The 26,164-nt window shown below is 44.6% G+C and carries 26 protein-coding genes; 22 read left to right on the forward strand and 4 right to left on the reverse strand.

Going from position 1 to position 26,164, the window contains the following annotated elements:
• Positions 1 to 18 precede the first annotated feature (18 nt).
• From flhA to Q5H80_RS04020, 22 genes are all read left to right on the forward strand, one after another.
• Complete coding sequence (gene flhA / locus Q5H80_RS03915) at positions 19 to 2,121, forward strand: flagellar biosynthesis protein FlhA (RefSeq protein ID WP_304568907.1); 2,103 nt, start codon at positions 19 to 21, stop codon at positions 2,119 to 2,121.
• A gap of 27 nt (positions 2,122 to 2,148) precedes the next feature.
• Positions 2,149 to 3,660, forward strand: coding sequence for a flagellar biosynthesis protein FlhF (gene flhF / locus Q5H80_RS03920; RefSeq protein WP_304568908.1), 1,512 nt, complete (start codon positions 2,149 to 2,151; stop codon positions 3,658 to 3,660).
• Between the two features lie 13 nt (positions 3,661 to 3,673).
• Positions 3,674 to 4,561 (forward strand): MinD/ParA family protein, encoded by an 888-nt coding sequence (locus Q5H80_RS03925; protein ID WP_009848538.1) that lies wholly within the window; start codon positions 3,674 to 3,676, stop codon positions 4,559 to 4,561.
• Positions 4,554 to 5,288, forward strand: coding sequence for an RNA polymerase sigma factor FliA (locus Q5H80_RS03930; protein ID WP_009848537.1), 735 nt, complete (start codon positions 4,554 to 4,556; stop codon positions 5,286 to 5,288). Before Q5H80_RS03925 ends, Q5H80_RS03930 begins: the two co-directional genes overlap by 8 nt.
• A 42-nt stretch (positions 5,289 to 5,330) precedes the next feature.
• Complete coding sequence (cheY, locus tag Q5H80_RS03935; protein WP_012603445.1) at positions 5,331 to 5,699, forward strand: chemotaxis response regulator CheY; 369 nt, start codon at positions 5,331 to 5,333, stop codon at positions 5,697 to 5,699.
• Between the two features lie 114 nt (positions 5,700 to 5,813).
• On the forward strand, positions 5,814 to 6,545 hold the full coding sequence (locus tag Q5H80_RS03940; RefSeq protein ID WP_304568909.1) for a protein phosphatase CheZ: 732 nt from the start codon (positions 5,814 to 5,816) through the stop codon (positions 6,543 to 6,545).
• Between the two features lie 9 nt (positions 6,546 to 6,554).
• Positions 6,555 to 8,756 (forward strand): chemotaxis protein CheA, encoded by a 2,202-nt coding sequence (locus Q5H80_RS03945; protein ID WP_304568910.1) that lies wholly within the window; start codon positions 6,555 to 6,557, stop codon positions 8,754 to 8,756.
• Between the two features lie 13 nt (positions 8,757 to 8,769).
• Complete coding sequence (locus tag Q5H80_RS03950) at positions 8,770 to 9,894, forward strand: chemotaxis response regulator protein-glutamate methylesterase (RefSeq protein WP_304568911.1); 1,125 nt, start codon at positions 8,770 to 8,772, stop codon at positions 9,892 to 9,894.
• A 10-nt stretch (positions 9,895 to 9,904) separates the two neighbouring features.
• A complete protein-coding gene (locus Q5H80_RS03955; RefSeq protein WP_009848532.1) occupies positions 9,905 to 10,687 on the forward strand; it encodes a ParA family protein in 783 nt (260 codons plus the stop codon).
• Positions 10,674 to 11,855, forward strand: coding sequence for a chemotaxis protein CheW (locus tag Q5H80_RS03960; protein WP_304568912.1), 1,182 nt, complete (start codon positions 10,674 to 10,676; stop codon positions 11,853 to 11,855). The genes Q5H80_RS03955 and Q5H80_RS03960 overlap by 14 nt, the downstream gene beginning before the upstream one ends.
• A gap of 70 nt (positions 11,856 to 11,925) precedes the next feature.
• A complete protein-coding gene (locus tag Q5H80_RS03965) occupies positions 11,926 to 12,420 on the forward strand; it encodes a chemotaxis protein CheW (RefSeq protein ID WP_009848530.1) in 495 nt (164 codons plus the stop codon).
• The gene (locus Q5H80_RS03970) at positions 12,420 to 12,932 is read left to right on the forward strand and encodes a DUF2802 domain-containing protein (protein ID WP_009848529.1); all 513 of its coding nucleotides are present in this window, start codon (positions 12,420 to 12,422) and stop codon (positions 12,930 to 12,932) included. Before Q5H80_RS03965 ends, Q5H80_RS03970 begins: the two co-directional genes overlap by 1 nt.
• A 278-nt stretch (positions 12,933 to 13,210) precedes the next feature.
• The gene (gene ccmA / locus Q5H80_RS03975) at positions 13,211 to 13,828 is read left to right on the forward strand and encodes a cytochrome c biogenesis heme-transporting ATPase CcmA (protein ID WP_304568913.1); all 618 of its coding nucleotides are present in this window, start codon (positions 13,211 to 13,213) and stop codon (positions 13,826 to 13,828) included.
• Position 13,829: 1 nt separating this feature from the next.
• Positions 13,830 to 14,498: a heme exporter protein CcmB gene (ccmB, locus tag Q5H80_RS03980; RefSeq protein ID WP_304568914.1), complete on the forward strand. Its 669-nt coding sequence runs from the start codon at positions 13,830 to 13,832 to the stop codon at positions 14,496 to 14,498.
• Positions 14,499 to 14,723: 225 nt separating this feature from the next.
• Positions 14,724 to 15,464 carry a heme ABC transporter permease gene (locus tag Q5H80_RS03985; RefSeq protein ID WP_009848526.1) on the forward strand — a complete coding sequence of 247 codons (741 nt, stop codon included), beginning with the start codon at positions 14,724 to 14,726 and terminating at the stop codon, positions 15,462 to 15,464.
• A 14-nt stretch (positions 15,465 to 15,478) separates the two neighbouring features.
• Complete coding sequence (ccmD, locus tag Q5H80_RS03990; RefSeq protein ID WP_009848525.1) at positions 15,479 to 15,685, forward strand: heme exporter protein CcmD; 207 nt, start codon at positions 15,479 to 15,481, stop codon at positions 15,683 to 15,685.
• Positions 15,682 to 16,164, forward strand: coding sequence for a cytochrome c maturation protein CcmE (gene ccmE, locus Q5H80_RS03995; protein ID WP_009848524.1), 483 nt, complete (start codon positions 15,682 to 15,684; stop codon positions 16,162 to 16,164). The genes ccmD and ccmE overlap by 4 nt, the downstream gene beginning before the upstream one ends.
• Positions 16,161 to 18,131 carry a heme lyase CcmF/NrfE family subunit gene (locus tag Q5H80_RS04000; protein ID WP_304568915.1) on the forward strand — a complete coding sequence of 657 codons (1,971 nt, stop codon included), beginning with the start codon at positions 16,161 to 16,163 and terminating at the stop codon, positions 18,129 to 18,131. The genes ccmE and Q5H80_RS04000 overlap by 4 nt, the downstream gene beginning before the upstream one ends.
• Positions 18,132 to 18,136: 5 nt before the next feature.
• A complete protein-coding gene (locus Q5H80_RS04005) occupies positions 18,137 to 18,688 on the forward strand; it encodes a DsbE family thiol:disulfide interchange protein (protein WP_009848522.1) in 552 nt (183 codons plus the stop codon).
• Positions 18,685 to 19,173, forward strand: a complete 489-nt coding sequence (locus tag Q5H80_RS04010; RefSeq protein ID WP_304568916.1) for a cytochrome c-type biogenesis protein — start codon at positions 18,685 to 18,687, stop codon at positions 19,171 to 19,173. The genes Q5H80_RS04005 and Q5H80_RS04010 overlap by 4 nt, the downstream gene beginning before the upstream one ends.
• Positions 19,173 to 20,393 (forward strand): c-type cytochrome biogenesis protein CcmI, encoded by a 1,221-nt coding sequence (gene ccmI, locus Q5H80_RS04015; RefSeq protein ID WP_304568917.1) that lies wholly within the window; start codon positions 19,173 to 19,175, stop codon positions 20,391 to 20,393. The genes Q5H80_RS04010 and ccmI overlap by 1 nt, the downstream gene beginning before the upstream one ends.
• 118 nt (positions 20,394 to 20,511) lie before the next feature.
• A complete protein-coding gene (locus Q5H80_RS04020; protein WP_304568918.1) occupies positions 20,512 to 21,297 on the forward strand; it encodes a VacJ family lipoprotein in 786 nt (261 codons plus the stop codon).
• A 121-nt stretch (positions 21,298 to 21,418) separates the two neighbouring features.
• Here Q5H80_RS04020 and Q5H80_RS04025 read toward each other — a convergent pair whose 3' ends face one another.
• The 4 genes from Q5H80_RS04025 to Q5H80_RS04040 form a co-directional block, all read right to left on the reverse strand.
• On the reverse strand, positions 21,419 to 22,693 hold the full coding sequence (locus Q5H80_RS04025; RefSeq protein WP_304568919.1) for an outer membrane protein transport protein: 1,275 nt from the start codon (positions 22,691 to 22,693) through the stop codon (positions 21,419 to 21,421).
• A 296-nt stretch (positions 22,694 to 22,989) separates the two neighbouring features.
• The gene (locus Q5H80_RS04030) at positions 22,990 to 24,243 is read right to left on the reverse strand and encodes an outer membrane protein transport protein (protein ID WP_304568920.1); all 1,254 of its coding nucleotides are present in this window, start codon (positions 24,241 to 24,243) and stop codon (positions 22,990 to 22,992) included.
• A gap of 297 nt (positions 24,244 to 24,540) precedes the next feature.
• Entirely contained in the window at positions 24,541 to 25,269 is a 729-nt protein-coding gene (locus Q5H80_RS04035; protein ID WP_304568921.1) for a DUF3379 domain-containing protein, read from the reverse strand.
• Entirely contained in the window at positions 25,262 to 25,810 is a 549-nt protein-coding gene (locus Q5H80_RS04040) for a sigma-70 family RNA polymerase sigma factor (RefSeq protein ID WP_009848515.1), read from the reverse strand. Before Q5H80_RS04040 ends, Q5H80_RS04035 begins: the two co-directional genes overlap by 8 nt.
• Positions 25,811 to 26,164: the final 354 nt, after the last annotated feature.

Consider the following 26,164-nt stretch of genomic DNA (forward strand, 5'->3'; position numbering starts at 1 on the left):
GCGAAACTGTCTAGACTTATGAAATTCTCCCTGCCTTTTGCGGACAAGCTGCCTAAAATCCCTAATCGTGCGATGCCTGCAATTGGCGCGCCTGTTATGGTACTTGCGACGCTCGCTATGGTGGTGTTGCCAATACCAGCCTTCTTGTTGGACATGTTCTTCACTTTCAACATTGCACTGTCCATGGTTGTGTTACTGGTTTCGGTTTATACCCGTAGGCCTTTGGACTTCGCTGCATTCCCGACCGTACTTCTGATTGCGACTCTACTTCGATTAGCTTTGAACGTTGCTTCGACACGTGTGGTATTGCTTCATGGTCACGAAGGTGGTGACGCGGCCGGTAACGTTATTGAAGCCTTCGGTAACGTGGTTATCGGCGGTAACTACGCGGTAGGTCTAGTGGTGTTCTTGATTTTGATGATCATCAACTTCATGGTTGTAACCAAAGGTGCGGGTCGTATTTCGGAAGTAAGTGCACGTTTCACCCTAGATGCCCTACCGGGTAAACAGATGGCAATCGATGCCGACTTGAATGCGGGTTTGATCGACCAAGATCAGGCTCGTACTCGACGTTTTGAAGTGACCAAAGAGGCTGACTTTTACGGTTCGATGGACGGTGCATCTAAGTTTGTTAAAGGCGATGCGATCGCTGGTATTTTGATTTTATTCATCAACATCATTGGCGGCTTGAGTATTGGTATGGCTCAGTTTGACCTTGGTTTTGGTGAAGCTATCGAAATCTATACGCTACTGACTATCGGTGATGGTCTGGTTGCACAAATTCCATCGCTGTTGCTTTCTATTGCTGCGGCGATGATGGTAACGCGTCAAAATACTGATGAAGACATGGGCGAACAACTTGTCTTCCAAATGTTCGATAATCCTAAAGCCCTAATGATCACCGCAGCTATCCTCGGCATCATGGGTATTGTTCCTGGTATGCCACATTTCTCCTTCTTAAGCCTTGCTGTGGTAGCTGGGGCTGGGGCTTACTTTATCGATAAAAAGAACAAGGCAAAGGTAGAAGAGAAAAATCTACCTGCAACTACGAATGCCAATGGTGATAAGCCCGCATCGCAAAAAGAACTGTCTTGGGATGATGTTCAACCCGTAGATATTATTGGTCTCGAAGTGGGGTACCGCTTGATTCCTTTGGTTGATAGAGATCAAGGTGGAGAATTGCTTGAGCGCGTAAAAGGTGTACGGAAAAAGTTGTCTCAAGATTTTGGTTTCTTGATTCCAGCAGTACACATTCGCGATAATCTGGAACTGACACCAAACAGCTATCGAATTACCCTGATGGGGGTAGCGGTTGGTGAGGCTGAAATCAAGCCGGACATGGAGCTCGCGATTAACCCTGGTCAAGTCTATGGGATGATAGATGGAGAGCCGACGATTGACCCTGCCTTTGGCCTTGAAGCGGTCTGGATTCGTGAAGAGCAGCGTGAACACGCACAAGCCTTAGGTTATACTGTTGTAGACTCTTCAACCGTACTTGCCACACACCTTAGCCAGCAGTTAACGAATAACGCTTCACAGTTGATTGGCCACGAAGAAGTTCAAAACTTACTTGAGATGCTTAGCCGATCAACACCTAAGTTGGTGGAAGGTTTTGTACCGGATCAATTACAGCTTGGTGTGGTTGTGAAAGTTCTGCAAAACCTACTGAATGAAGCGATTCCAATTCGTGATATTCGAACCATTGTCCAAACTTTGTCGGAGTACTCTTCTAAGAGTCAAGAACCTGACATATTAACTGCAGCTGTTCGTATCTCACTAAAACGACTAATTGTTCAAGAAATCAATGGTATAGAGCCAGAATTACCGGTTATAACTTTGATTCCTGAGTTGGAACAAATCTTGCATCAAACCATGCAGGCATCCGGGGGAGAATCTGCTGGTATTGAACCTGGTTTAGCCGAACGTTTACAGACCTCACTCAGTAACGCGACACAAGAGCAAGAACTGAAAGGTGAGCCAGCGGTATTATTGACCTCTGGTGTTTTACGTTCGACTCTGGCTAAGTTCGTGAAAAACACGATCCCAAGCTTGAGAGTATTATCTTACCAAGAGATACCAGACGAAAAGCAGATACGCATAGTACAAGCTGTTGGTAATTAAGCCGCCTAATTAGAACGGACGATCGAATTGAAAATTAAACGATTTTTTGCAAAAGATATGCGAACAGCTCTGCTCCAAGTTAAAGAAGAACTTGGCTCAGAAGCGGTGATCATGTCTAACAAAAAGGTCGCAGGTGGTGTGGAAATTGTTGCCGCTATTGATGGAGATTCCAGCCCGTCGACAGCAAGTCCCAGACTCAATAAACCTCAGCCGCCTACGCAAAGCCAGTACACTCAAATGTCTGAGCCCAAAGTACCAACTGGGCGTCGTCAATTAGATGATGACAAGGTTAGCATCCAGCCGAATGCAGAAGGTGGGCGCTCAATGACCAAGCGCTTTGCGAATATGCTAAAGCAATACAGTCATGGCGCCGACGACGAGCAACAACATCGTGCTGAAAATGAAGACTCGTTATCAGCATTGCTCAATCGCCAGTCAAGTAACGGTCATCAACCTCAGAGTAGCCAGCATTCTAGCGGCAGCCTTGACTCGGCCTTTGCTCGTGAAACGGGTTTATCTAAATTGATTGCCGAAGATCGCAGAGTAGAGCGTCCAGCACCTCGCTTAGATCCTACCCGTTATGATCGTGGTCGTGAGAATGCTCAATCCAAAGGTTCAGATACTGAAATGGAAACGATGCGCGACGAGATGACGTCAATTCGTCGTTTGTTAGAGCATCAAGTGTCCGGGTTAATGTGGCAAGAAGTCGAGCGTCGTGAACCGCTCAGAGCCATGCTTATTAAACGTCTTGAACGTATGGGTGTATCTGCTGAGCTTGCTGACCAAATGGCTTGCTACATTCCTGAAGATACCAAACCGGCACGTGCATGGAAGGCTTTGTTGGCATTGGTTGCTGACCAAATCTCTGTAACACAAAAAGATATTTTAAAACGCGGTGGTATTGTGGCCTTATTGGGCCCGACTGGCGTAGGTAAAACAACGACTGTTGCTAAGCTAGCTGCACGCGCAGCCATGGAATATGGTGCGGATAATGTTGCGCTAGTGACTACTGATACATATCGCATAGGTGCACATGAGCAGTTATCGATTTATGGTCGAATTATGGGTTGTCCTGTAAGAGTTGCTAAAGATTCTAGTGAATTGGCCGATGTAATATATCAGTTACGTAATCGTCGCCTGATTCTAGTCGATACTGCAGGTATGGGGCAGCGAGATGTTCGCCTATCTGAGCAGTTAGACACATTGATGCAAGAGAGTGGTTCCGTTATCAATAGTTACCTTGTGTTGCCCGCAACCGCGCAACGCAAAGTACTACAAGAAACCATTGAACACTTTAGAAGAATCCCGCTGTCGGGATGTATCCTGACGAAGCTGGACGAATCGCTTAGTTTGGGTGAGTTCATCAGTGTGGTAATACAAAATGCATTGCCAGTTGCTTATATAGCAAATGGTCAACGAGTTCCTGAAGATATCGTTATCGCTCAGCCAAAGTACATGATTGCTAAGGCTAATGAGTTATTAGAAAAATCGACAGAGAATGAACCTCATTACTGGAATAGCGATTCTGAAGGGCTCTAGGCGGCGGATAAATATGAATGAGAATATGATACACGATCAAGCTAGCGGCCTCCGTCGCTTAACCCAGCCTTCACTCACAAAAGTTATCGCTGTAACGGGTGGCAAGGGAGGCGTAGGTAAATCGAATGTAACGTTAGGTATGGCTATTTGTATGGCTCGCCAAGGCAAGAAAGTCATGGTGCTGGATGCCGATTTAGGATTAGCTAACGTAGACATCATGCTTGGCATTCGTTCTAAACGAAATCTTGGGCATGTGTTGGCTGGTGAGTGTGAACTTAAGGATGCGATTGTCGAAGGGCCGCACGGAATTAAAATTATTCCAGCGACATCAGGCACACAAAGCATGACTGAACTTTCACACGCTCAACACGCTGGATTGATTCGTGCTTTTGGTTCGCTTGAAGACGAGATGGATATCTTATTGGTAGATACCGCAGCGGGTATATCCGATATGGTCATCAGCTTCTCAAGAGCTGCACAGGATGTGGTTGTGGTGGTTTGCGATGAACCAACGTCGATTACTGATGCATATGCATTGATTAAGCTGTTGAGTCGAGAGCACCAAGTTCAGCGATTCAAAATTGTTGCAAATATGGTCAGAAGCTACCGCGAAGGCCGAGAATTATTTGCAAAGTTGACTTTGGTCACAGAGCGCTTCTTGAATGTGAGCCTCGAACTCGTAGCATGTATTCCTTTAGATGATAAAGTACGTCAATCAGTTAAGAGACAGAAAATCGTAGTCGATGCGTTTCCTCGCTCTCCAGCTGCATTGGCAATCAGCTCTTTGGCTAATAAGGCATTGACCTGGCCAATACCAAAAACACCAAGCGGACACTTGGAGTTTTTTGTTGAAAGGCTGCTGAACCGTACTGAATTTATAGAGGAACCATTTGGTGAATAAAGCGCTTACTTACGATCAACATGCTAATCACAATAGCCAACAGGCTTTTTTTGAGAAGTACTCTGTGTTGGTTAAGCGTATCGCTCATCATTTGTTGGGGCGATTACCGCCTAATGTATTAGTTGATGACTTGATTCAAGCCGGCATGATTGGCCTGATTGAAGCGCAACAGAACTATGATGGTACCAAAGGCGCAAGCTTTGAGACGTACGCAGGTATTCGAATTCGTGGAGCAATGTTGGATGACATTCGCCGCGGGGATTGGGTCCCGAGATCGGTTCATAAAAACAATCGAGAAATCAGTAGTGCAATCGCGGAATTAGAGGGCACTCTCAATCGCGATCCCAGTGATGCTGAGGTGGCAAAGCACATGGGGCTGAGTTTAGACCAGTATCACAGCGCTTTAACTGATATTAATTGCTCAAAATTGGTAGGGATAGAAGACTTAGGTGTCTCTGATGATGTAATATCTCCGAATGAAGACTCTCAAGATAATACGCCTTTTCAAGGGGTTGCAGATGAATCATTCCGCCAAGCTTTGATCGACTCGATAAAACAACTTCCGGAAAGGGAAGGCCTCGTGCTTTCGCTTTATTACGACGAAGAACTCAATTTAAAAGAGATTGGGGAAGTATTAGGTGTCAGCGAATCTCGTGTCAGCCAAATACTAAGCCAATCTATGCAGCGTTTACGCACTAAGTTAAGTGCTTGGACACAGAACGACTAACAACACTGATTTTATTCAGTGGAGGCTAATTTGAACAAAAACATGAAAATTCTCATTGTTGATGATTTTTCAACGATGCGCCGAATTGTTAAAAACCTACTTCGCGATTTAGGTTTCAACAACACTCAAGAAGCAGACGATGGCTTGACCGCGTTACCTATGCTGAAAAAAGGCGAATTTGATTTCGTGGTAACTGACTGGAACATGCCGGGTATGCAAGGTATTGATCTTCTAAAACACGTCCGTGCAGACGCAGAACTTAAGCACCTTCCAGTGCTTATGATCACTGCAGAAGCTAAGCGTGAGCAGATCATTGAAGCAGCGCAAGCGGGTGTTAATGGTTACATTGTGAAGCCGTTCACTGCCGCAACTCTAAAAGAGAAACTCGACAAGATTTTTGAGCGTTTATAAGCACTCATAATAACCTGTTTTAGGCGCTTCATAGAGAGACATTAACTTTTTTGTTTCCCGTTTATCTCTAAAGCTGAAGCGTCACAAACTATGCGGAGTAAGGCCGGACTCAGGATGATTTCATTAGAACAAGCAAAAAAATTAGTAGAGCTGCTTGAAAACGATGAGCAGCAAGGTGCTGATTCTCTTGTTAGAAGCATTTATGAAGATAATTTTAATCTTCAAGATAACCCAATGCTTCAAGAAATAGGCAGTCTGACTCGTGACCTCCATGATTCTTTGACACAATTCAACTTTGACGAGCGTATTAACGTTATCGCAAAGGATGAAATCCCTGACGCTAGGGATCGCCTTCAGTATGTCATTGATAAAACGGAAGTTGCGGCGAACAAAACGATGGACGCTGTCGATCGCTGTATGCCAATTGCAGCTAATTTACACGAGTGTTTACTTCAAGTAAGGCCTCAATGGAATGAACTGATGCATGGCCGCATTGAGCTAGTAACATTCAAAGCTTTATGCCACCGCATTGATGGATTACTTGTCCAAGTAGAAGGCGATAGTACTGAACTACGTGGACAACTGACTGAAATCTTGATGGCTCAGGATTTCCAAGATTTAACTGGGCAGATTATTAGCAAAGTTATTACCTTGGTGAATGAGGTTGAAGGACGTCTGGTAGAGATTCTCACCGTATTTGGTGCGAATCAAATAGAACCAACACCAGAGACAGATAAGAAGTCATCTATTGCTCCAGAGGGTCCGATCATGAACCCAGAAGCTCGTGAAGATGCTGTTGCATCTCAAGATGAAGTCGACGATTTGTTATCCAGTCTTGGATTTTAAAGGTAACGTATGAGCTACGATTTAGACGAAGATATTCTTCAGGACTTTTTAGTCGAAGCAGGAGAGATCCTCGAACTTCTATCAGAACAACTGGTAGAGCTAGAGAATAACCCTGACGACAAAGAACTACTAAACGCTATTTTCCGTGGTTTCCATACAGTAAAAGGTGGTGCTGGTTTCCTAGCATTGACCGAGCTGGTGGATACTTGTCATGGTGCTGAGAATGTGTTCGACATTCTAAGAAATGGCCAACGCAGTGTAACATCCGGTCTAATGGATACGATGTTACAGGCTTTAGATACAGTCAACGTACAGTTTAAAGCCGTGCAAGATGAGGAAGCTTTAGTACCAGCAGACCAATCTTTACTGGATGAACTTCATCGCCTCTGCAAGCCAGAGTCTGAAGATGAAGTTGTGGCAGTAGAAGCTCCAGCACCGGTTATCTCTGAGCCTATCGTTGCAGCTCCTGAGCCTGTTATTGCTCCGGAACCTACTGTTGAAAGTACAAATATCAGTGCCTCTTCAGTGGATGATATTTCTGAAGATGAATTTGAGCGTTTACTTGATGAACTTCACGGAAAGGGTGGTTCACCAACGACATCTTCTGTAGACACACCAGCGCCAGCACCCGTGGCACCTCAGCCAGTTGCTGCGAGTGGTGACATTACTGACGACGAATTTGAAAAGCTGTTAGATGAGTTGCATGGTGCAGGTCAAAGCCCAACAGCTGCAAGCTCAACGCCTCCTCCTCCACCAGTTGCTCCTGTAGCCAAAGCACCAGTAAAGTCTGAAGGCGATGACCTAATGACTGATGCTGAGTTTGAGAGTTTACTTGACCAGTTACACGGCTCAGGTAACGGCCCTTCAATTGAAGAGTTGGATGCTGCGACTAAGCCTGTACAAGCGAAGCCCGAGCCTGTTGCGCCGAAAGTCGCTCCTAAACCACAGCCTGCTCCTGTTGCTGTAAAAGCTGAGCCTAAGCCTAGCGTACCAGCAAAAGCTGAAGTCAAAGCGCCTGCGAAGAAGCAGCAAGCTGAAGCTACAGTTCGTGTTGATACATCAACACTGGATACCATCATGAACATGGTGGGTGAGCTAGTATTGGTTCGTAACCGCCTTGTTAGCTTAGGTTTAAACAGCAACGACGAAGAAATGTCGAAAGCTGTATCTAACTTAGACGTTGTTACTGCTGACCTACAAGGTGCAGTAATGAAGACGCGTATGCAGCCGATCAAGAAAGTATTTGGTCGCTTCCCACGCGTTGTCCGTGACCTTGCTCGTACCTTGAAGAAAGACATCGTTCTTGAAATGCGTGGCGAAGAAACGGATCTTGATAAAAACTTAGTAGAAGCACTTGCTGATCCCCTGATTCACTTGGTGAGAAACTCTGTGGATCATGGTATTGAAATGCCGGACGACCGTGTTGCTGCGGGTAAATCTAAAACCGGTAAAGTGATTCTGTCTGCCTCTCAAGAGGGCGACCACATTGAACTGGCTATCGTTGATGATGGCGGCGGTATGGACCCTGATAAGCTTCGTGCTATCGCGGTTAAGCGTGGTCTGATGGATGACGATGCTGCGTCTCGCCTAACAAATAAAGAGTGTTTCAATCTGATCTTTGCTCCTGGTTTTTCAAGTAAAGAAAAGATCTCAGATATCTCTGGCCGTGGTGTAGGTATGGACGTTGTGAAAACAGCGATCAACACACTGAATGGTTCAATTGATATCGATTCAGAGATGGGCCAAGGCACCAAGATTACCATTAAGGTTCCTTTGACACTTGCGATCCTACCAACCTTAATGGTTGGTGTTGCGGGTCACCCGTTCGCATTGCCACTGGCTTCTGTAAATGAAATCTTCCACTTAGACCTAAGCCGCACAAACGTGGTTGATGGTCAGCTGACTATTATCGTTCGCGATAAGTCTATTCCACTGTTCTACCTACAAAATTGGCTTACACCTAAAGAAGGTCTTGTTGAAGGACGTCAAGGTCATGGTCATGTTGTTATTGTGCAACTTGGTAGTCAACGTGTTGGTTTTGTTGTCGATGCGCTTATCGGTCAAGAAGAAGTGGTTATTAAGCCACTTGATAAGCTTCTTCAAGGCACGCCAGGAATGGCAGGTGCGACAATTACAAGTGACGGTCACATAGCATTGATTTTAGATGTGCCGGACTTGTTGAAGCAGTACGCAGCTGCATCAAGAATTTAACTTAAGGATAAATATGGCGATTAAAGTATTAGTCGTTGATGATTCGAGCTTCTTCCGTCGTAGAGTAAGCGAGATCATCAACTCGGAGGCTCGCCTAGAAGTCATCGATGTAGCAGTAAACGGTAAAGAAGCGGTTGAGAAAGCGAAAAAGCTAAGACCTGACGTAATTACCATGGACATCGAGATGCCTGTCATGGACGGTATTACTGCCGTTCGTGAAATTATGGCTGCGTCTCCAACGCCTATTTTGATGTTTTCATCGTTAACGCATGATGGTGCAAGAGCTACGTTAGATGCGTTAGATGCGGGTGCTCTAGATTTCTTACCTAAGAAATTTGAAGACATCGCTCGTAACCGTGACGATGCTGTCGCATTGCTTCAACAGCGCGTGATTCAGATTGCTGCAAAGCGCGCGTTTATGCGACGGTCTCCTGTTGCGCCAAGAGCTACCGCAACAGCTACGGCGTCAACATCAGCGCCATTGCGCCAATCTATTTCAGCAACAGCCCCTGCTGCTAAACCAGCGGTTGCTTCAACCGCGAAATTTAGAGCTTCGGGTAAAAAGTATCAATTAACTGCAATTGGTACTTCTACTGGTGGGCCAGTTGCACTACAGAAAATTTTGACACGCATCCCTGCCAGCTACCCACATCCGATTGTGCTAGTGCAGCATATGCCAGCAACGTTCACCGCTGCTTTTGCTAGCCGCTTGAATACCTTGTGTAAGATTGAAGTTCGTGAAGCTCAAGACGGAGACCTGTTGAAACCTGGGGTGGCTTATCTTGCTCCAGGCGGAAAGCAAATGATGATTGATGGTCGCCCGGGTTCGGCGCGTCTGAAGATTATCGATGGTGGTGACCGAATGAACTACAAGCCTTGTGTGGATGTCACTTTTGGTTCTGCAGCTAAGATCTACGGCGATAAAGTGTTGTCTATGATACTGACCGGTATGGGTGCTGATGGTCGAGAAGGTTCTCGCATGTTAAAAACAGCGGGTTCGACCATTTGGGCGCAAGACGAAGATAGTTGTGTTGTATATGGTATGCCTCAAGCTGTAGCAAAAGCTGGCATTTCTACTGAAGACCTACCTCTAGACCGCGTTGCGGAACGGATTTTGGTCGAAGTTGGGTTAGCTTAGGTAAATCGACATGATTGTTTGGAGTGTTGCAAACCAAAAAGGTGGCGTCGGGAAAACGACAACGACAGTGACCCTAGCTGGCTTACTTGCCTTAAAGGGTCATCGTGTGTTGTTGGTTGATACTGACCCACATGCATCACTAACCACCTATCTGGGTTACGACTCAGATACGGTGGAATCGAGCCTGTTTGATCTGTTCCAGCTGCGTGAGTTTTCTACGCAAGCTGTGAGAGCGTTGACTATACAGACCGAAATTGAAGGTATCGATATTATTCCCGCACACATGTCATTGGCGACATTAGACCGTGTAATGGGAAATCGAAGTGGTATGGGCTTGATCTTAAAGCGTGCTTTAGCCGCTTTGAAAGATGACTATGACTACGTGCTTATCGATTGTCCGCCTATTCTTGGTGTGATGATGGTGAATGCGTTGGCTGCCAGTGATCGTATCTTGATTCCGGTACAGACTGAATTTTTGGCGATGAAAGGTTTAGAGCGCATGATTCGCACTCTAACCATTATGCAGAAGTCTCGCAAAACACCGTTTAAGGTGACGATTGTCCCGACGATGTACGACAAGCGAACGAAAGCATCATTGCAAACATTGACTCAGCTTAAAGATGACTATCCAAACCAAGTTTGGACATCAGCTGTGCCGATTGATACCAAGTTTCGCGATGCTAGTCTAAAACGCTTGCCAGCATCTCATTTCGCATCGGGTAGCCGTGGTGTATTTGCTTATAAACAGCTGCTTATTTATCTCGAGAGGTTAGCGATAAATGAGCGCGAATAACGAATCGACATTGACGCAACCAAGTTTATCGAGTGAACAAGCAATCGATGATTACTTTACCGCGCTGTTAGGCGATGAAAACTTTGAATCTGATGCTTTTCTTGTTGACGAGTCTAGCGACGAATCACAAACTAAAGAGCCAGAGCCAGAGCCAGAGCCAGAGCCAGAGCCAGAGCCAGAGCCAGAGCCAGAGCCAGAGCCAGAGCCAGAGCCAGAGCCAGAGCCAGAGCCAGAGCCAGAGCCAGAGCCAGAGCCAGAGCCACAATTAACGACAAGTCATTATTCAAGCTACGCCGAAATACGCGCTGCAGAATTTGAAGTGCCGAATCTTGAGGATGTTCAGAAACTTCTGAGTCGTTTAGAAGCCACTAATGTTGTCGATGAGCTGAATCTAGATGAGTTGATGGATCGGAACACACAGCAAATTGCTCAGCAGGCAGACATGCAAATGTTTGACGCTGCAGTCGAGTCTGTTCAAGTGTCTGTAGATCCTGAAATTCAAGATTGGGATCTTCCAGAACCAGAATTAGCCGTTGAAAATGAACTGCTCGCCGAAGCGGTCGAAACTGAAGTGGTCGAAACGGAAGCGCACGTAACTGAGCACATTGAAGTTAAGGCTACTGAACCCGATCTTGAATATCCTCAAATTGAGCCAGTTACCGATCTTGAAACCCAAGCCGGTGGAGCTGATCAGTTTACATCATGGGAAACGACGGCTAGAACTGAAGATTTTCAAGTGCTGTATTTTGATGTCAACGGTGTGACGTTTGCTGTGCCACTTGATGAGCTCGGGGGTATTCATCGCCTTGAAGAGTTAAGTCATATTATTGGCAAACCTGCTTGGTATCTGGGGCTACAAACTAATCGAGATAGTAAGCTAGACGTGGTTGATACCGCCAAATGGGTGATGCCTGAAAAGCTATTATGTGATGATTATAAAGAGAATTATCAATACATAGTCATGCTTGGCGAAAGCTTATGGGGGCTTGCGAGTACAGAGCTTAAAGGTACCGAGCTGCTTAATACAGATAAAGTACGCTGGCGAGAAACGGCAGGGAAACGGCCATGGCTCGCTGGTATGGTAAAAGAAAAAATGTGTGCTTTGATCCATGTTGAAGCATTAACCGCCATGCTAAATGCAGGGCTAGACGTAAAAGCATTGGGCTAGTACTACGATTGGTACAATATAAGCATCAAGTTAACAACAGTGGTCGGTAACGACGGCAAGAGGATTATCTATGTCTCATATGAGTGAAGTTGAAGTAAGAAAAGATCAAACAAATGATGAAGTACTTCAATGGGTGACATTTCAATTAGAAGAAGAAACTTACGGCATCAATGTAATGCAAGTACGTGAAGTATTGCGTTACAGCGAGATTGCTCCAGTACCGGGTGCTCCAGACTACGTTTTAGGTATTATCAACCTGCGTGGTAACGTTGTTACTGTTATTGACACTCGTTCTCGTTTTGGATTGATGCAAGGTGAAATCACAGATAACACACGCATTATCGTTATTGAGTCTGAGCGTCAAGTTATTGGCATTTTAGTAGATAGCGTTGCTGAAGTTGTTTACCTGCGTTCTTCTGAGATCGACACGACACCAAGTGTTGGTACTGATGAAAGTGCTAAGTTCATCCAAGGTGTTAGTAACCGTGATGGTAAGCTTCTTATCTTAGTCGATCTGAACAAGCTGTTAAGTGAAGACGAATGGGATGAGATGGCTCACCTGTAATGTTTGAAGCGCTTCCTTTAAACCCTATTGCTCTGATAGTCGGAGTTGGGGTTTTTACGTTATTCATCGTGATTTTGATTAGCAAAGTAAAAAGTGCAATTCAAAAGCAGATCGATACGTCACGCCTGCAAGTTCGTAACTTGGATAAAGAGCTTCAAAAATCGAGTAAGCAATTACTTGAAGTTCGCTCTGTTGTGGTTGGCCTTGGTCAGAAAGTGACGGAACAGCAAGATCTGATAAAACACTTGAATGAACGTATTGTTGAGTTGGAACATGCGGACACCGATGGGCGTTTGTATACACGCGCAACTAAAATGGTTCAGCTTGGTGCAGGGATAAACGAACTGATCGAAGAGTGTGAATTACCTAAGGCAGAAGCTGAGCTGATGATGTCTCTGCAGAATAAGCTCGCAGGTAAGGAAAAAATCCCTTCGTTAAGAAGTAATCCTTCATCGTATGATGAACAACCTGCATCCTCTCGTGATCGTAGAGACCCGACTCGACGTCGTTAAATTTAGCGCTTACTGCGTAATGAGCAATTGATGTTCATCACACACAACTCTTAAAAGAAGCTTCGGCTTCTTTTTTTGTGCCTGTTATACCTATATAGAACGATGTTTATAAGTGTTTGTATCTAATGCAATATCTTGTTTGTTGATGAAAATGTGTAAATTGTGATGCGGTGGTAACAGTTTCTTACGGAGTTTGTTCTTTCGAAAACGCCTAGTCCTGTTTTGTCACCTTGTTGGTGTGCTACTATAGCCCTCTCATTACTCGACTAAATTTACCTATGCTAGAAGTCTCAAATTTAACTGCTATTCGTGACGACAGGGTTCTGTTTGAATCGTTGTCTTTTCAATTGAAACCCGGTGAACTGGTTCAAGTTGAAGGTCGTAACGGTACTGGGAAAACGACACTCCTTAGGATTATCACTGGGCTAGGCGACCGTGATGACGGCACTATCTCTTGGGATGGCGAATCTATTGAGTCGAACCGAGATATGTATCACCAAAATTTGCTTTTTCTTGGTCACCAAACTGGCGTGAAACGCGAGCTCAGTGCCTATGAAAATCTGCGCTTCTATCAATCGATTCACAGCAGTGGAACGAGTAAGGAAGAACTTTACAATGCATTGGCTCAAGTGGGGCTTGCTGGTAGAGAAGACGTACCAGCAGGGCAACTTTCAGCGGGGCAACAGCGCCGTGTGGCATTGGCTCGTCTATGGTTGAGTAAGCAAATGTTATGGATTCTAGACGAACCGCTGACTGCAATTGATAAGCAGGGCGTTAAAGTTCTGGAATCGCTTTTTTCTCAGCATGCAGATAACGGTGGCATTGTGTTACTCACTACGCACCAGGATATGTTTGCTGATAGCCCGAAACTAAGAAAAATAAAGTTGGGTGAGTAATATGATCTCTTCTATGACAACGATCATTCGACGTGAACTGTTGATCGCATTTCGTCGCCAAGCCGATATCTTTAACCCTCTGTGGTTTTTTATTATTGTCATCACCCTTTTCCCATTGAGTATCGGCCCTGAGCCAAACCTACTTGCGCGTATAGCAGCGGGTATTGTTTGGGTAGCGGCTTTGCTTTCTGCATTACTCTCTTTAGAGCGTTTATTTCGTGATGATTTTCAAGATGGCGCCCTTGAACAGATGATGCTGATACCCATCCCGTTGCAGTTGGTAGTATTGTCCAAGGTCATAGCACACTGGCTATTGACCGGGTTACCATTAATTTTGATTAGTCCACTATTGGCAGTATTACTGTCTTTAGATTTCGATACCTGGCTGTCGGTGGTCTTAACGTTATCGATTGGTACGCCTGCACTAAGCTTTATTGGTGCGATTGGTGTGGCTCTAACGGTTGGATTACAAAAAGGTGGTGTGTTGTTAAGCCTGCTTATTTTGCCGTTGTATATTCCAATTCTTATATTCGCTACATCAGCGATTGATGCCGCAGCACTTGGCGTTGCGTATAACGGACAACTAGCTGTGCTAGGGGCAATGCTAATGGGCGCAATGACGCTTACCCCTTTTGCTATCGCAGCAGCACTGAGAGTGAGTGTTAACTAGTTAACGAGAATGTTTATCTAGCTATGGAGGTTTTATTAGTTAAGAGGATATTTATTAGCTAATGGAATGCTACCTAAGCACTCACTAACACTTTGCTTGTTCAAAGTGAACGATTTAAAGCTTTCAAACTCCTAGAGTCTATGAAAGAAGCCGTAAGCCAAATAAATTATAATAATTATAGCTGTGATAGCTGTAAGCAATATGAAGTAAGAGTGAGATTACAACATGTGGAAATGGCTCCATCCCTATGCCAAAGCAGAAACCTCTTATCAGCTTGCTGGTAAACTTCTGCCATGGTTTTCGATCCTAGCGCTATTGTGTCTATCCGCCGGTACTGTGTGGGGGCTTGCATTTGCACCTTCTGATTACCAGCAAGGCGATAGCTTCCGAATTATCTACATCCATGTCCCGTCTGCCATCTGGTCTATGGGCGTATACATGTCGATGGCAATTGCTGCCTTTATCGGTTTGGTATGGCAGGTAAGGCTATCAGACATGGCTGCGTTGGCCATGGCGCCTATCGGCGCGGTATTTACCTTCATCGCGTTACTAACGGGCGCAGTTTGGGGTAAACCAATGTGGGGTGCTTGGTGGGTTTGGGATGCGCGTTTAACCTCAGAGCTGATTCTTCTATTCCTATATTTGGGTGTGATTGCACTGCACCACGCATTCGACGACCAAAAAACTGCAGCAAAAGCTGCTGGCATTTTGGCGATCGTTGGTGTTATCAACCTACCTATCATTCACTTTTCAGTCGAGTGGTGGAACACACTTCACCAAGGCGCGACAATTACTAAGTTTGATAAGCCTTCTATTTCAAGTGACATGCTATGGCCGCTTCTTCTTAATATCTTCGGCTTCGCCTTTTTCTTTGGTGCTGTGACTATGGTTCGTTTTAGAAATGAAATCATCAGTAAAGAGAGTCACCGTCCATGGGTTCGCAAGTTAGCGGCTAATAAAGCGTAGTAGGGTAGGTAATTATGTATTTTGAATCTCTGAGTGATTTCTTTGCCATGGGTGGCTACGCCTCATATGTATGGAGTGCATTTGGAATCACATTCCTCGCGATGATCATTTTACTGGTCGTAAGCGTTCGTCGTGGTAAGCAATTATTAAATGAAGTACAAGCTAAGATTGACCGTCAAGCTCGTATTGATGCAGCAAAAAATATGGAGAACACTCTATGAACCCAAGACGCAAAAAGAGGCTAGGCATTATCTTAGCGATCTTTTTTGGTATCAGTGCAACTGTTGGATTGATGGTTTATGCACTTAACCAGAACATGGATCTGTTCTATACACCAACTGAGCTCGTCAACGGCAAAGATGGTAAAAAACCTGAAGTGGGTCAACGCTTACGTATTGGTGGCATGGTTGTAGTCGGCTCTGTAAGCCGTGACAATGAATCATTGCGTGTAAGCTTCGATTTGGCTGATGTAGGCCCTAAAGTGACTATTCTATATGATGGCATCCTTCCTGATCTTTTCCGTGAAGGGCAAGGTATTGTTGCTCAAGGTGTCCTTAAGGATGCAACGACAATTGAAGCGTTTGAGGTGTTGGCAAAGCACGATGAAGAATATATGCCTTCTGAAGTTGCTGAAGCAATGAAGAAAACTCATGAGCCTTTGCAATACACGACTGAACAAAAAGAAGGAAATGCTCAATGATAGCCGAGATCGGCCATTTTGCGATGATCCTGTCTTTGGGACTTGCACTGCTGCTAAGCGTGCTCCCACTGTATGGAGCCGCTCGAAATAACACATTATTGATGAACAGTGCACGACCGTTGTCGTGGGGTATGTTCGGATTCCTAGCGATTTCGTTCTTTATCTTGTGTTACGCGTTCTACACCAATGATTTTACTATTCAATACGTAGCAAGTAACTCGAATAGCCAACTGCCTTGGTACTACCGAATTACCGCGGTTTGGGGGGCTCATGAAGGCTCACTACTGCTTTGGGTTCTAATCCAAGCGGGTTGGACGGTAGCCGTTGCGACGTTTAGTCGTGGTATGCCTCAAGAGTCTGTGGCTCGCGTACTGGCGATTATGGGTTTGATTACTGTCGGCTTCTTGCTGTTCATTATCGTAACGTCTAACCCGTTCCTACGTACACTGCCTTTCTTCCCTGTTGATGGCCGTGACTTGAACCCATTACTGCAAGACCCGGGTTTGATTATTCACCCGCCGATGCTTTACATGGGTTATGTAGGTTTCTCTGTTGCGTTCTCTTTCGCAATCGCTTCTCTAATGAGCGGTCGTTTAGATACGGCATGGGCTCGTTGGTCTCGTCCTTGGACAATCGCTGCTTGGCTATTCCTTACAGTAGGTATCGCTCTAGGTTCATGGTGGGCTTACTACGAACTTGGCTGGGGTGGCTGGTGGTTCTGGGATCCAGTAGAAAACGCTTCATTCATGCCTTGGTTAGCTGGTACTGCACTGATGCACTCACTAGCGGTAACCGAAAAACGTGGCACATTTAAAGCTTGGACAGTATTGCTGGCTATCTCTGCATTCTCACTAAGCTTACTAGGTACATTCTTAGTTCGTTCGGGCATCTTGGTATCGGTTCACGCATTCGCGTCGGATCCTGCTCGTGGTATGTTTATTCTAGGTTTCCTAGTGTTCGTTATCGGTGGTTCACTGTTGTTGTTTGCTGTTAAAGGCGCATCAGTTCGTGTACGTGGTAACTTCGATTTGGTTTCTCGTGAAAACGCGCTACTTGGCAACAACATCCTATTGATTGCTGCACTTGTGGTTGTGTTAGTCGGTACCTTACTACCATTAGTTCATAAACAGTTAGGCTTGGGCTCGGTATCTATCGGTGCACCATTCTTTGATATGTTGTTCTTCTGGTTAATGATCCCGTTCTCGTTCCTATTGGGTATCGGTCCACTGATCCGTTGGAAACGTGACAACCTATCTAAGCTCGTTAGACCTATGCTGATCTCGGGTGCATTCTCATTGGGCTTAAGTGCGCTAATGGTTACTATGCTGGCTGACCGTTTCAGCGGCACAGCTTTTGCTGGTTGGGTAATGGCTTTCTGGATCATCTTCATGCATGGCTTCGAGCTTCATGAACGTGCGACACACCGTCATACATTCCTGAAAGGCCTGACTAAACTACCTCGTAGCCACTGGGCGATGATGTGTGGTCACATTGGTTTGGCCGTGACAGTGATTGGTATTGCTATGGTGCAAAACTATAGCATCGAGCGTGATGTACGCTTAGCACCAGGTGAAAGCTACCAACTTGAAGAGTACAGCTTCCTGTTTACAGGAGTTCGTGACAAAGATGGCCCTAACTACGATGGTTACATTGCTGACTTTGAAATTACCAAAGAAGGCAAATACATCAACACGCTTCACGCTGAAAAACGTTTCTACACAACCGCTAAGTCTATGATGACAGAAGCGGCGATTGATCGTGGCGTAACGCGCGACCTTTACATCGCAATGGGTGAGCGTTTAGACGACAATAAATCTTGGGCTGTACGTATCTACTACAAACCATTTGTACGTTGGATCTGGGCAGGTTCTCTGATTATGTCGATAGGTGGTGTTATTGCTATCAGTGACCGTCGTTACCGCTTCCGTAAGCCAACGAAAAAGTCTACTAAAGAGCAGGAGGCTTAATTCGAATGAACAAGAAGATTTTATTCATTCCATTGATTGCGTTCATGGTTCTAGCTGGAATCTTCGCGACTCAATTGATGCGTAACCAGTCGGGTGATGACCCGACTAAACTTGAATCTGTATTGATTGGTAAGCCAGTACCTGAGTTCGGTTTAGAAGACTTAGAGCAACCGGGTAAGTTTCATGACCAAGCTATCTTTAAAGGTGAACCATTACTTCTTAATGTGTGGGCGACTTGGTGTCCTACTTGTTATGCAGAGCACTCTTACTTGAATAAGTTAGCGGGTCAAGGCGTTAAGATTATTGGTCTTAACTACAAAGATGATCGCAATAAAGCGGTTGGTTGGTTAAAAGAGTTGGGCAATCCATACTTGATCAGCCTGTTCGATGGTAATGGCATGTTAGGCCTTGACCTTGGGGTGTATGGCGCTCCAGAGACTTTCCTCATTGATGCTAACGGCGTAGTTCGTTACCGCCATGTTGGTGACGTGAACCCAACTAACTGGGCATCGACGCTGGAGCCGATGTACCAAGAGTTGTTGGAGGAAGCGAAATGATTAGAAAGGCACTGATAACTCTATTCGCTACGTTTGCAATCTCAACGACTGTTTCTGCTGCGCCTATCGAATTTCATGAATTTGATACAGTTGATCAAGAGCAGCAGTTCAAAGAGCTAAGCAACACGCTGCGTTGCCCTAAATGTCAGAACAACACCATTGGTGATTCGAACGCAGAACTTGCAGTTGATTTACGCCAAAAAGTGTATGAAATGACAAAAGATGGCAAGTCGAAGCAAGACATCATTGATTACATGATTGCTCGCTACGGTAACTTTGTTACTTACAACCCACCACTCACATTAGCAACATCAATCCTTTGGGTTGGTCCGTTTGCGGTAGTCGTGTTTGGTTTCGGTTTGATCATTTTACGAAGCCGAAAGTCAAAGTCGAAAGCAGTAGAGTCAGATAAAGACTGGGATGCAGACAAAGAAGCTCGTTTAAAAGCGTTACTCGATGAAGAGAACGACGGAGATAAGAAGTAATGACTCTATTTTGGATTTCTACCATTATCCTTTCGCTAGCAGCAATTTTCTTAATTGTTCTGCCCTTCATTAATAAGAAGGCGAACAATGATGAAATGCTTCGCGACGAGTTGAACAAAGCATTCTATAAAGATCGTCTCGTTGAGCTCGAAGTAGAAGCAGAAGAAGGTCTTGTTGATAACCAACAAGAGCTGATCGCTGATTTGAAACAGTCTCTACTTGATGATGTACCTGCGCAGAAAGAGATGAAGAAGACCCAAATCTCAACATTGGGCGTCGTAGTACCATCTATTGTCCTAGTCGTGGTTGTTACTTACGGTATGTACTTTCAGTTTGGTGCTCTGGATAAAGTCCAACACTGGCAAGAAGTGAGTTCAAACCTTCCTGAGTTGTCTAAAAAGCTAATGTCATCGGAAGGTGGTGCATTAACGGATGATGAACTAGAAGATTTGACTCTGGCACTTCGTACTCGTCTGCACTATCAACCAAAAGATTCGACAGGTTGGTTACTATTAGGTCGTATTGCATTGGCTAACCGCGATGCTGAAACTGCGAAAGATTCGATGCAAAGGGCTTACAAGCTTGAGCCAAAGAATGAAGATGTTCAGCTAGGCTTTGCACAAGCATTGATGCTTTCACCTGATGAAGCAGATCAAAATCAAGCGCGTTTGATTTTAAGTCGTTTGATTCAAAACGACTATGTTGATCTTCGAGTCTTCTCATTGTTAGCGTTCGATGCGTTTGAGCGTCAAGACTACCTAGGTGCTGTTAAGTACTGGAGCATCATGCAACAGATGATTGGTCCACAAGATAGTCGCTATGAAATGTTGTCGCGCAGTATCGAAAGTGCACAGAAGAAAATGGGTAATGCTATGGGCGTTGACCAAGGTAAAACTGTTGCTGTAACGCTTGAGCTATCTGGTGATGTGAATGCTGCCCCTAGTTCAGTGTTAGTTGTATCAGTGCACAGAGCAGACGGTTCACCAATGCCGATTGCTGCCGCTCGTTATCCGCTAGGAACTTTCCCTCGTACTGTCGTTCTTGATGATGGCAACAGCATGTTGGAAGGACAGAAACTGTCCAGCCTTGAAACTCTAATGGTTAGAGCTAGGCTTGATACAGATGGCAACGTTTCAACTCGCGACGGTGATTGGTACGGTGAAAGTGAAGTGGTTGAACTCGGTGAGCCTGTCACTATCGATATCAATAAGCAATATTAATCATTACTTTACATAGGTGTTAGCTATTCCGATTTATTGAAAAACGGTATAGACTTACGCAACCAATTGAGGCCAGCGATTGCTGGCCTTTTTTATTATTCCTTATGGAAAAGGTGATATGTCTATCAGTGTTTTAAGACTTTCGAGTTTACTCTTCATCGCAAGCTTAACGGTAGGTTGTTCGAGCGTACCAGATGAAAGCAATGGCGGTGATAACCTCGAAACCTCTGAATATGTAGCAGAGTCCCACCCGAACGACCCTTTTGAAGGTTTCAACCGAGCGATGTGGGATATCAACTACGAGTACCTCGATCCTTATTTGGTTCGACCTGTTTCTCTTGCCTATGTTGACTATACCCCTGTACCAATTCGCTCTGGTATTTCCAATTTTTTAGCTAACTTAGATGAGCCATCAAGTATGCTCAATAATCTCATTATGGGTAATGGTGGGAAAGCGCTTGATCATTTCAATCGTTTTTGGATTAACTCTACCTTTGGTCTTCTTGGTCTGATTGATATTGCTAGCGAAGCGGGGATCACCAAATATGACGAAAAGTCGTTTTCTGATGCGATTGGTCATTATGGGGTAGGGAATGGACCGTATTTTATGCTGCCGGGATATGGCCCTGTGACGACTCGACAAGTAACAGAGCAAGTGGATAGCTTATATGTACCTTTGTCTCTGTTTACCTTTTGGGCAAAGTTAGGGAAGTGGGCCTTTGAAGGTATGGAAACACGTGCTCAGTTGGCCTCGCAAGAAGCCTTATTAGATGACTCTCCAGACCCATATGCTTTGACTCGTGATATTTACATCCAACGTCAAGATTTCAAAGCTGAGGTTGAGCCTGAAGAGGTTGACCTTGAGGAAGAAGATTTCATTGATGAGTATCTCGAAGATTACTAGAGACAAAGTTTAGATAAGCAGATAGAGAAAGGCTCGATGTTAATTCAACATCGAGCCTTTTTAATGCTTTCTACTTTTCTACTTTTCGGTAAGAAGGCAAGTAGATAATTAGGTAACTAGTTTAGAAGCAGTAGTTGGCTTGGATACCGACTAACCAGATGCTGCCTGAAACTTCGCCTTCGAAACTACCACCAAAGTAATCTGCTTTTGGATCTTTTTCATGCATTTTCGCGTCTTTCGCTAGAATGTAAGTGAAGCCAGCATCCAGAGTTAGCTGCTCAGACCATTGGTAGCCCGCACCAATACTTAACCAAGTGCGGTCTGTTTCTGGGATCGTCGCAGTACGATGCTCTTCGCTTACCGCTGAAGTATCGTAGGCAATACCAGAACGTAGTGCTAGTTTAGGTGTCATTTGGTAAGTAGTACCGATTGCAAAACGGTAGTTGTCTTCCCAGTTCTCTTGCTTGATCTCTACGCTTTTTTCACCAGGGAAATCAGCAACAAGCTCTTTAAAGCTGCTCCAGTTCGTCCAGTTAATACTTGCGTGAACCGCTACAGTGTCTGTCAGTTGGTGGAAGCTAGCAAGTTCAGCTGTTGCCGGAAGAGCGAGATCCATTGAACCACTTTTGTGTGCTTCTGGGTTTTTAGGGTTGAAACCAAAACCTTTAGCGTAACCTTCTAGAGTTAGATCTACTTCTGATTTGTAGGTGAAGCCTAGGCGGTTGTCTTCATTAATATCCCAAGCGGTACCAACTTGCCAGCCCCATGCCTTGTCATCACCTTCCATGTATTTCAAAGAGGTACCAGACTTCACTGGAATAAGAGAGTTTTTAGTTGATACTGCACCAAAACTACCTTCAGCTATGATGTAACGTATGCCACCACCAATAGAAACACTCTCTAGTACTTGATATGCAGCGTTCAAGTTCAGCTCCATAGTAGTCACACTTGCTTCGTTACCATGGTTTGCACCGCCGAAGTCTTTACCCAGGTCCGTAGCCATGCCGTAGTTAGTACCAGCAGCAAAGCCTAACGCAAATTTTTCGTTGTACTTATGAGAAACATAAAAGTTCGGAATAAAAGCACTGTGCGCGAAGTCACTAGAGTTAGATGTTGTTTTTCCGCGAGGAGTTGTAGAAGTTCCTTCAATATCAATGTTTGGGTCTACGTAGATACCACCAACAGAAACCTGTGTGCCCTCTAGGTAAGTCAGCATAGCAGGGTTACGCCATTGCGCGTCTGCACCGTCAGCCATTGCTGCTTCACCAGCGTAAGCACGGCCTAAGCCTGTTGCTGAGTATTCTGCTAGTTGAAAACCTGCCGCGTTAGTTACGGTAGAAGTCGAAAGTAATCCAACTGCCACTGCAGCAGATAGAAGAGTTTTATTCATTTTCATTATTATGTTCACTGAATCATAAGTATTTAGTGGCGTGATTTTACTTTTAGAGTTATTACTTTAAAAATGAAATTCGAATAAAACAGTGTTTTAGGGATTAAATGAGCAAATGTGTTTAATTATTAGAGAAATCATCTAAATGTTTCGGCTGTGTTGCGAAGTTTGAGCGTACACCTGTAGTCATATATTTGCTCTGCAGGCTACAGTTGTAAGCTTAAATTTAGGTTGGTCAGTGGTTTAGGAAAGCAAAAAAGGGTCGCACAATGCGACCCTTTGGGATTATAGCTAACTTTATATTAGAAGCTGCGGCTGTACTGAAGACCTAATAGGATTGCATCAGCATGTGTCGTCGCTGTTAGTGGCGTACCTGAAGAGGTTTCTGAAACCTTCACATCGTCACCTAACAAGTATGTAAAGCCGAAGTCTACATTTGAAGCGGTATCAATGTGGTAAGTGAAACCAGCAGAGAACCACTGACGGTCAGAATCTGGAACAGAAATAGACGTTAGTTCGTCTTGTGCACTGGTGTCATACATGTAACCGGTACGTAGTGTCCACGTATCGTTTAGGTAGTAAGTACCACCAATTGCGTAGTGCCAGCCATCTTGCCATTTGTATTCTTTATTGTAAGCGCCTTTGATCGCACCTTGAGATAGGTTTTGGAATTCGATCTGGTCGAAGTCACCCCAGCCGATCCACTGTACAGAGTAGTGAACTGCGAACTTAGTATCTTCAATTTTGTGGAAACCAGAGAACTCAGCAATGTCTGGTAGTGGTAGCGTGATTTCTTGGCCTTTGTCATCTTTAGCGGTGATTTCAGGGCTGTAACGGTACGCTAGACCAAAACGGTTGTTTTCATCTAGTTCATAAACAGTACCAACGTTAAAGCCAACAGCCCAGCCATCAGCTTTGTCGACGTTTAATAAAGGAGTCCCTGCCGGTGGAATACCCTTAGATGGTGCTCCTTTACCAAAACCAGCACCAGCGGTACGTTTCATCGTACCTTGACCGTAAATAAGGTCTAGGCCTGCACCGAAGCTCCACTGGTCGTCTAGTCGGTAAGAACCTGCAAGACCAAAGTTAATGCTCTTAACATCCGTTAAGCCACCGTATTCAGAAGCAGGGTAGCTGTCTTCAAACTCTGTTTTAGTACCGAAGTTTGAGTAAGCATTGATACCCCAAGCAAATTTATCATTTACTGGAACGATTAAGTGGATGTTAGGCGCGATAGATGTGTCACCTACATCGTCAGTGTTATTTACCGGAACTTTGCCACCAACGTAGTTAACGTCGTTGACTTCAATCATTGAAGTGATGCTTTCAAAACCAAGAGATAGCTCAGTTTTATCAAATAGTGCCATTGCTGCAGGGTTACGTGCCATGACTGACGCGTTATCTGCGATTACTGCATCACCAGCGAAAGCACGGCCGATGCCGGTTGCTGATTGTGCGTTAAGTTGGAAACCTGCTGCCATCGCTTGCGAAGACGCCAGTGTAATTGTTACTGCTAAAAGAGACTTTTTAAACAGACGCGTGTTGTTGGTAGTCATTCATTTATTCCTTTATATATCCGCCTCTACAGGGCGATTAATTTGAGCAATTGCTCAATGGTGGCTGATCCTATTCGGAAGTATACGATATACAAATCCGACCATTGGAAATTTTGAGGGTAAAATTATGGAAATGACGCCTATCTGGCACGAAAATGGAGAGAAATGCTGTTTTTTAGAGTTTTAACTCTAGATGTATTGGTGTGCTGAATGGTTTTGCGATTTATTGATAAATAAAGCCCAGCAATATCAGTGATATACTTGCTGGGCCTTTTGTTACGGGGCTTTGAGAGCAAACTAGCTCATTGGTTTGATCATTTTTGTCAGCTTTTCGGCGATTTTAGAGACATCCTCGCCATCTTCCCCTACAAGGATCAAACTGCTGCCATCGATCGGTGTTACCGAGCCTGACATGCCTTTTTCATCAAAGTCGATAGATTTGTCAGTCGGAATTCCAGTTAAAAATAGAGTGACCTTGCCTTTTTCGCCTTGGAAAACCATGTGCATTGCGTTGGACTTGCCAAAACCACAGTGGTTCAGGTAGTAGACGTGGTAAGGGAAGGCTTCATCAAACTGGTAAGCAAACGGGTTCATTTTTGCGTTGATCTGTTGTGATGTAACTTGTTCGTCGATTGAACTAACAAAGCTCTTTTCATCAACAACATGTTTCATTGCGGTATCTACCAAGCTTGCTTGAGCTGGAGAGACCAACGCGTTGCCCCAGTTGACTTGACCAACCAATAAACCTGCAACAAATGCCACAGAAGCAGCCATTGCCATCGCTCGTCGAGCAAACGTAGGTCTTACTACTTTGCTCTCTTCGCTTGAGGTTTGATTGAACAGGATACGATCTGCAAGATCGTCTGGTACATCCACATTCAATGCTGAATGGATCTGCTTATCAAGCGATAGTACATCGTCTAAGAAATTACTATTGGCTTCGCTATTCGCTGCTGCATCAATAATGTCTTGTGTACGTTGCTTAGGTTCCGACAATACACGACGACGAAATTCCAAATCATCCATTATGTTGCCCCCTCTCTGCCTCTTCTGTATCCAGCATCTCTTTCAACTGATTTCGAGCTCTGAATAAACGTGTCATCACCGTATTTTTGTTAAGATCGAGAATATCGGCGATCTCATCACCACTAAAACCACCAATCACTTGTAAGAAGAGGGGTTCACGGTATTCGATTTCAAGTTTCATGATCTGCGCTTGCAACCATTGGTGTTGATGATGTGGGTCATCACTGATGCTAGCATCGTTACCATGATCGTCGATATCAACCAGATCAAATTGTTTGCGTTCAAAACGTCGAGCATTCTCGCGGCGCAAGATAGTAATCAGCCATGACTTTGCGGCTTTTTCATCTTGTAGGCTATCGAGTGACTTCCATGCACGAAGGCAAGTTTCTTGAACTAAATCTTCGGCAATGCTTTTGTCTTTGCATAGCCAATAGGCATAGCGAAAGAGGTCACGATGATAGGCGCGTACGAGTGCTTCGTATTTTCTTTGTTTGTCCATATCAGAGTTGACCGGACGCTTGGCTGTTTTCTTTCCAAACATTTTTATTATTGACACACGAGCCTCCATAATTGCTCTGCGTATAGCTGTCTTCTATACGTTGTGCTTCGTTTTATATGCTGTTTCGTTTTTAGGGCTAACGTCGGCAGGAAGTCGTAAAAATCACATTAAAATTGATCTACTTCAAAATTTAAGCCCTCGAAAGCGCTATAGTACACCTTGTCGTCTAGTTAGTCATTCGTGGCTAGCATGTTGAGCAAGACGACACTTCCTTTTGAAGGCTGACTTTACTTTCTCCTAATCAGGAAACTGATTATTTCAATTGGCGTTAAGTTAATTGCTTTATATACATTCCGACCACACAGTCTTGTGTGGTTTTTTTTTTGCCTCAAGAAA

This window comes from Vibrio sp. SNU_ST1 (genome assembly GCF_030563405.1).
GTDB lineage: Bacteria > Pseudomonadota > Gammaproteobacteria > Enterobacterales > Vibrionaceae > Vibrio.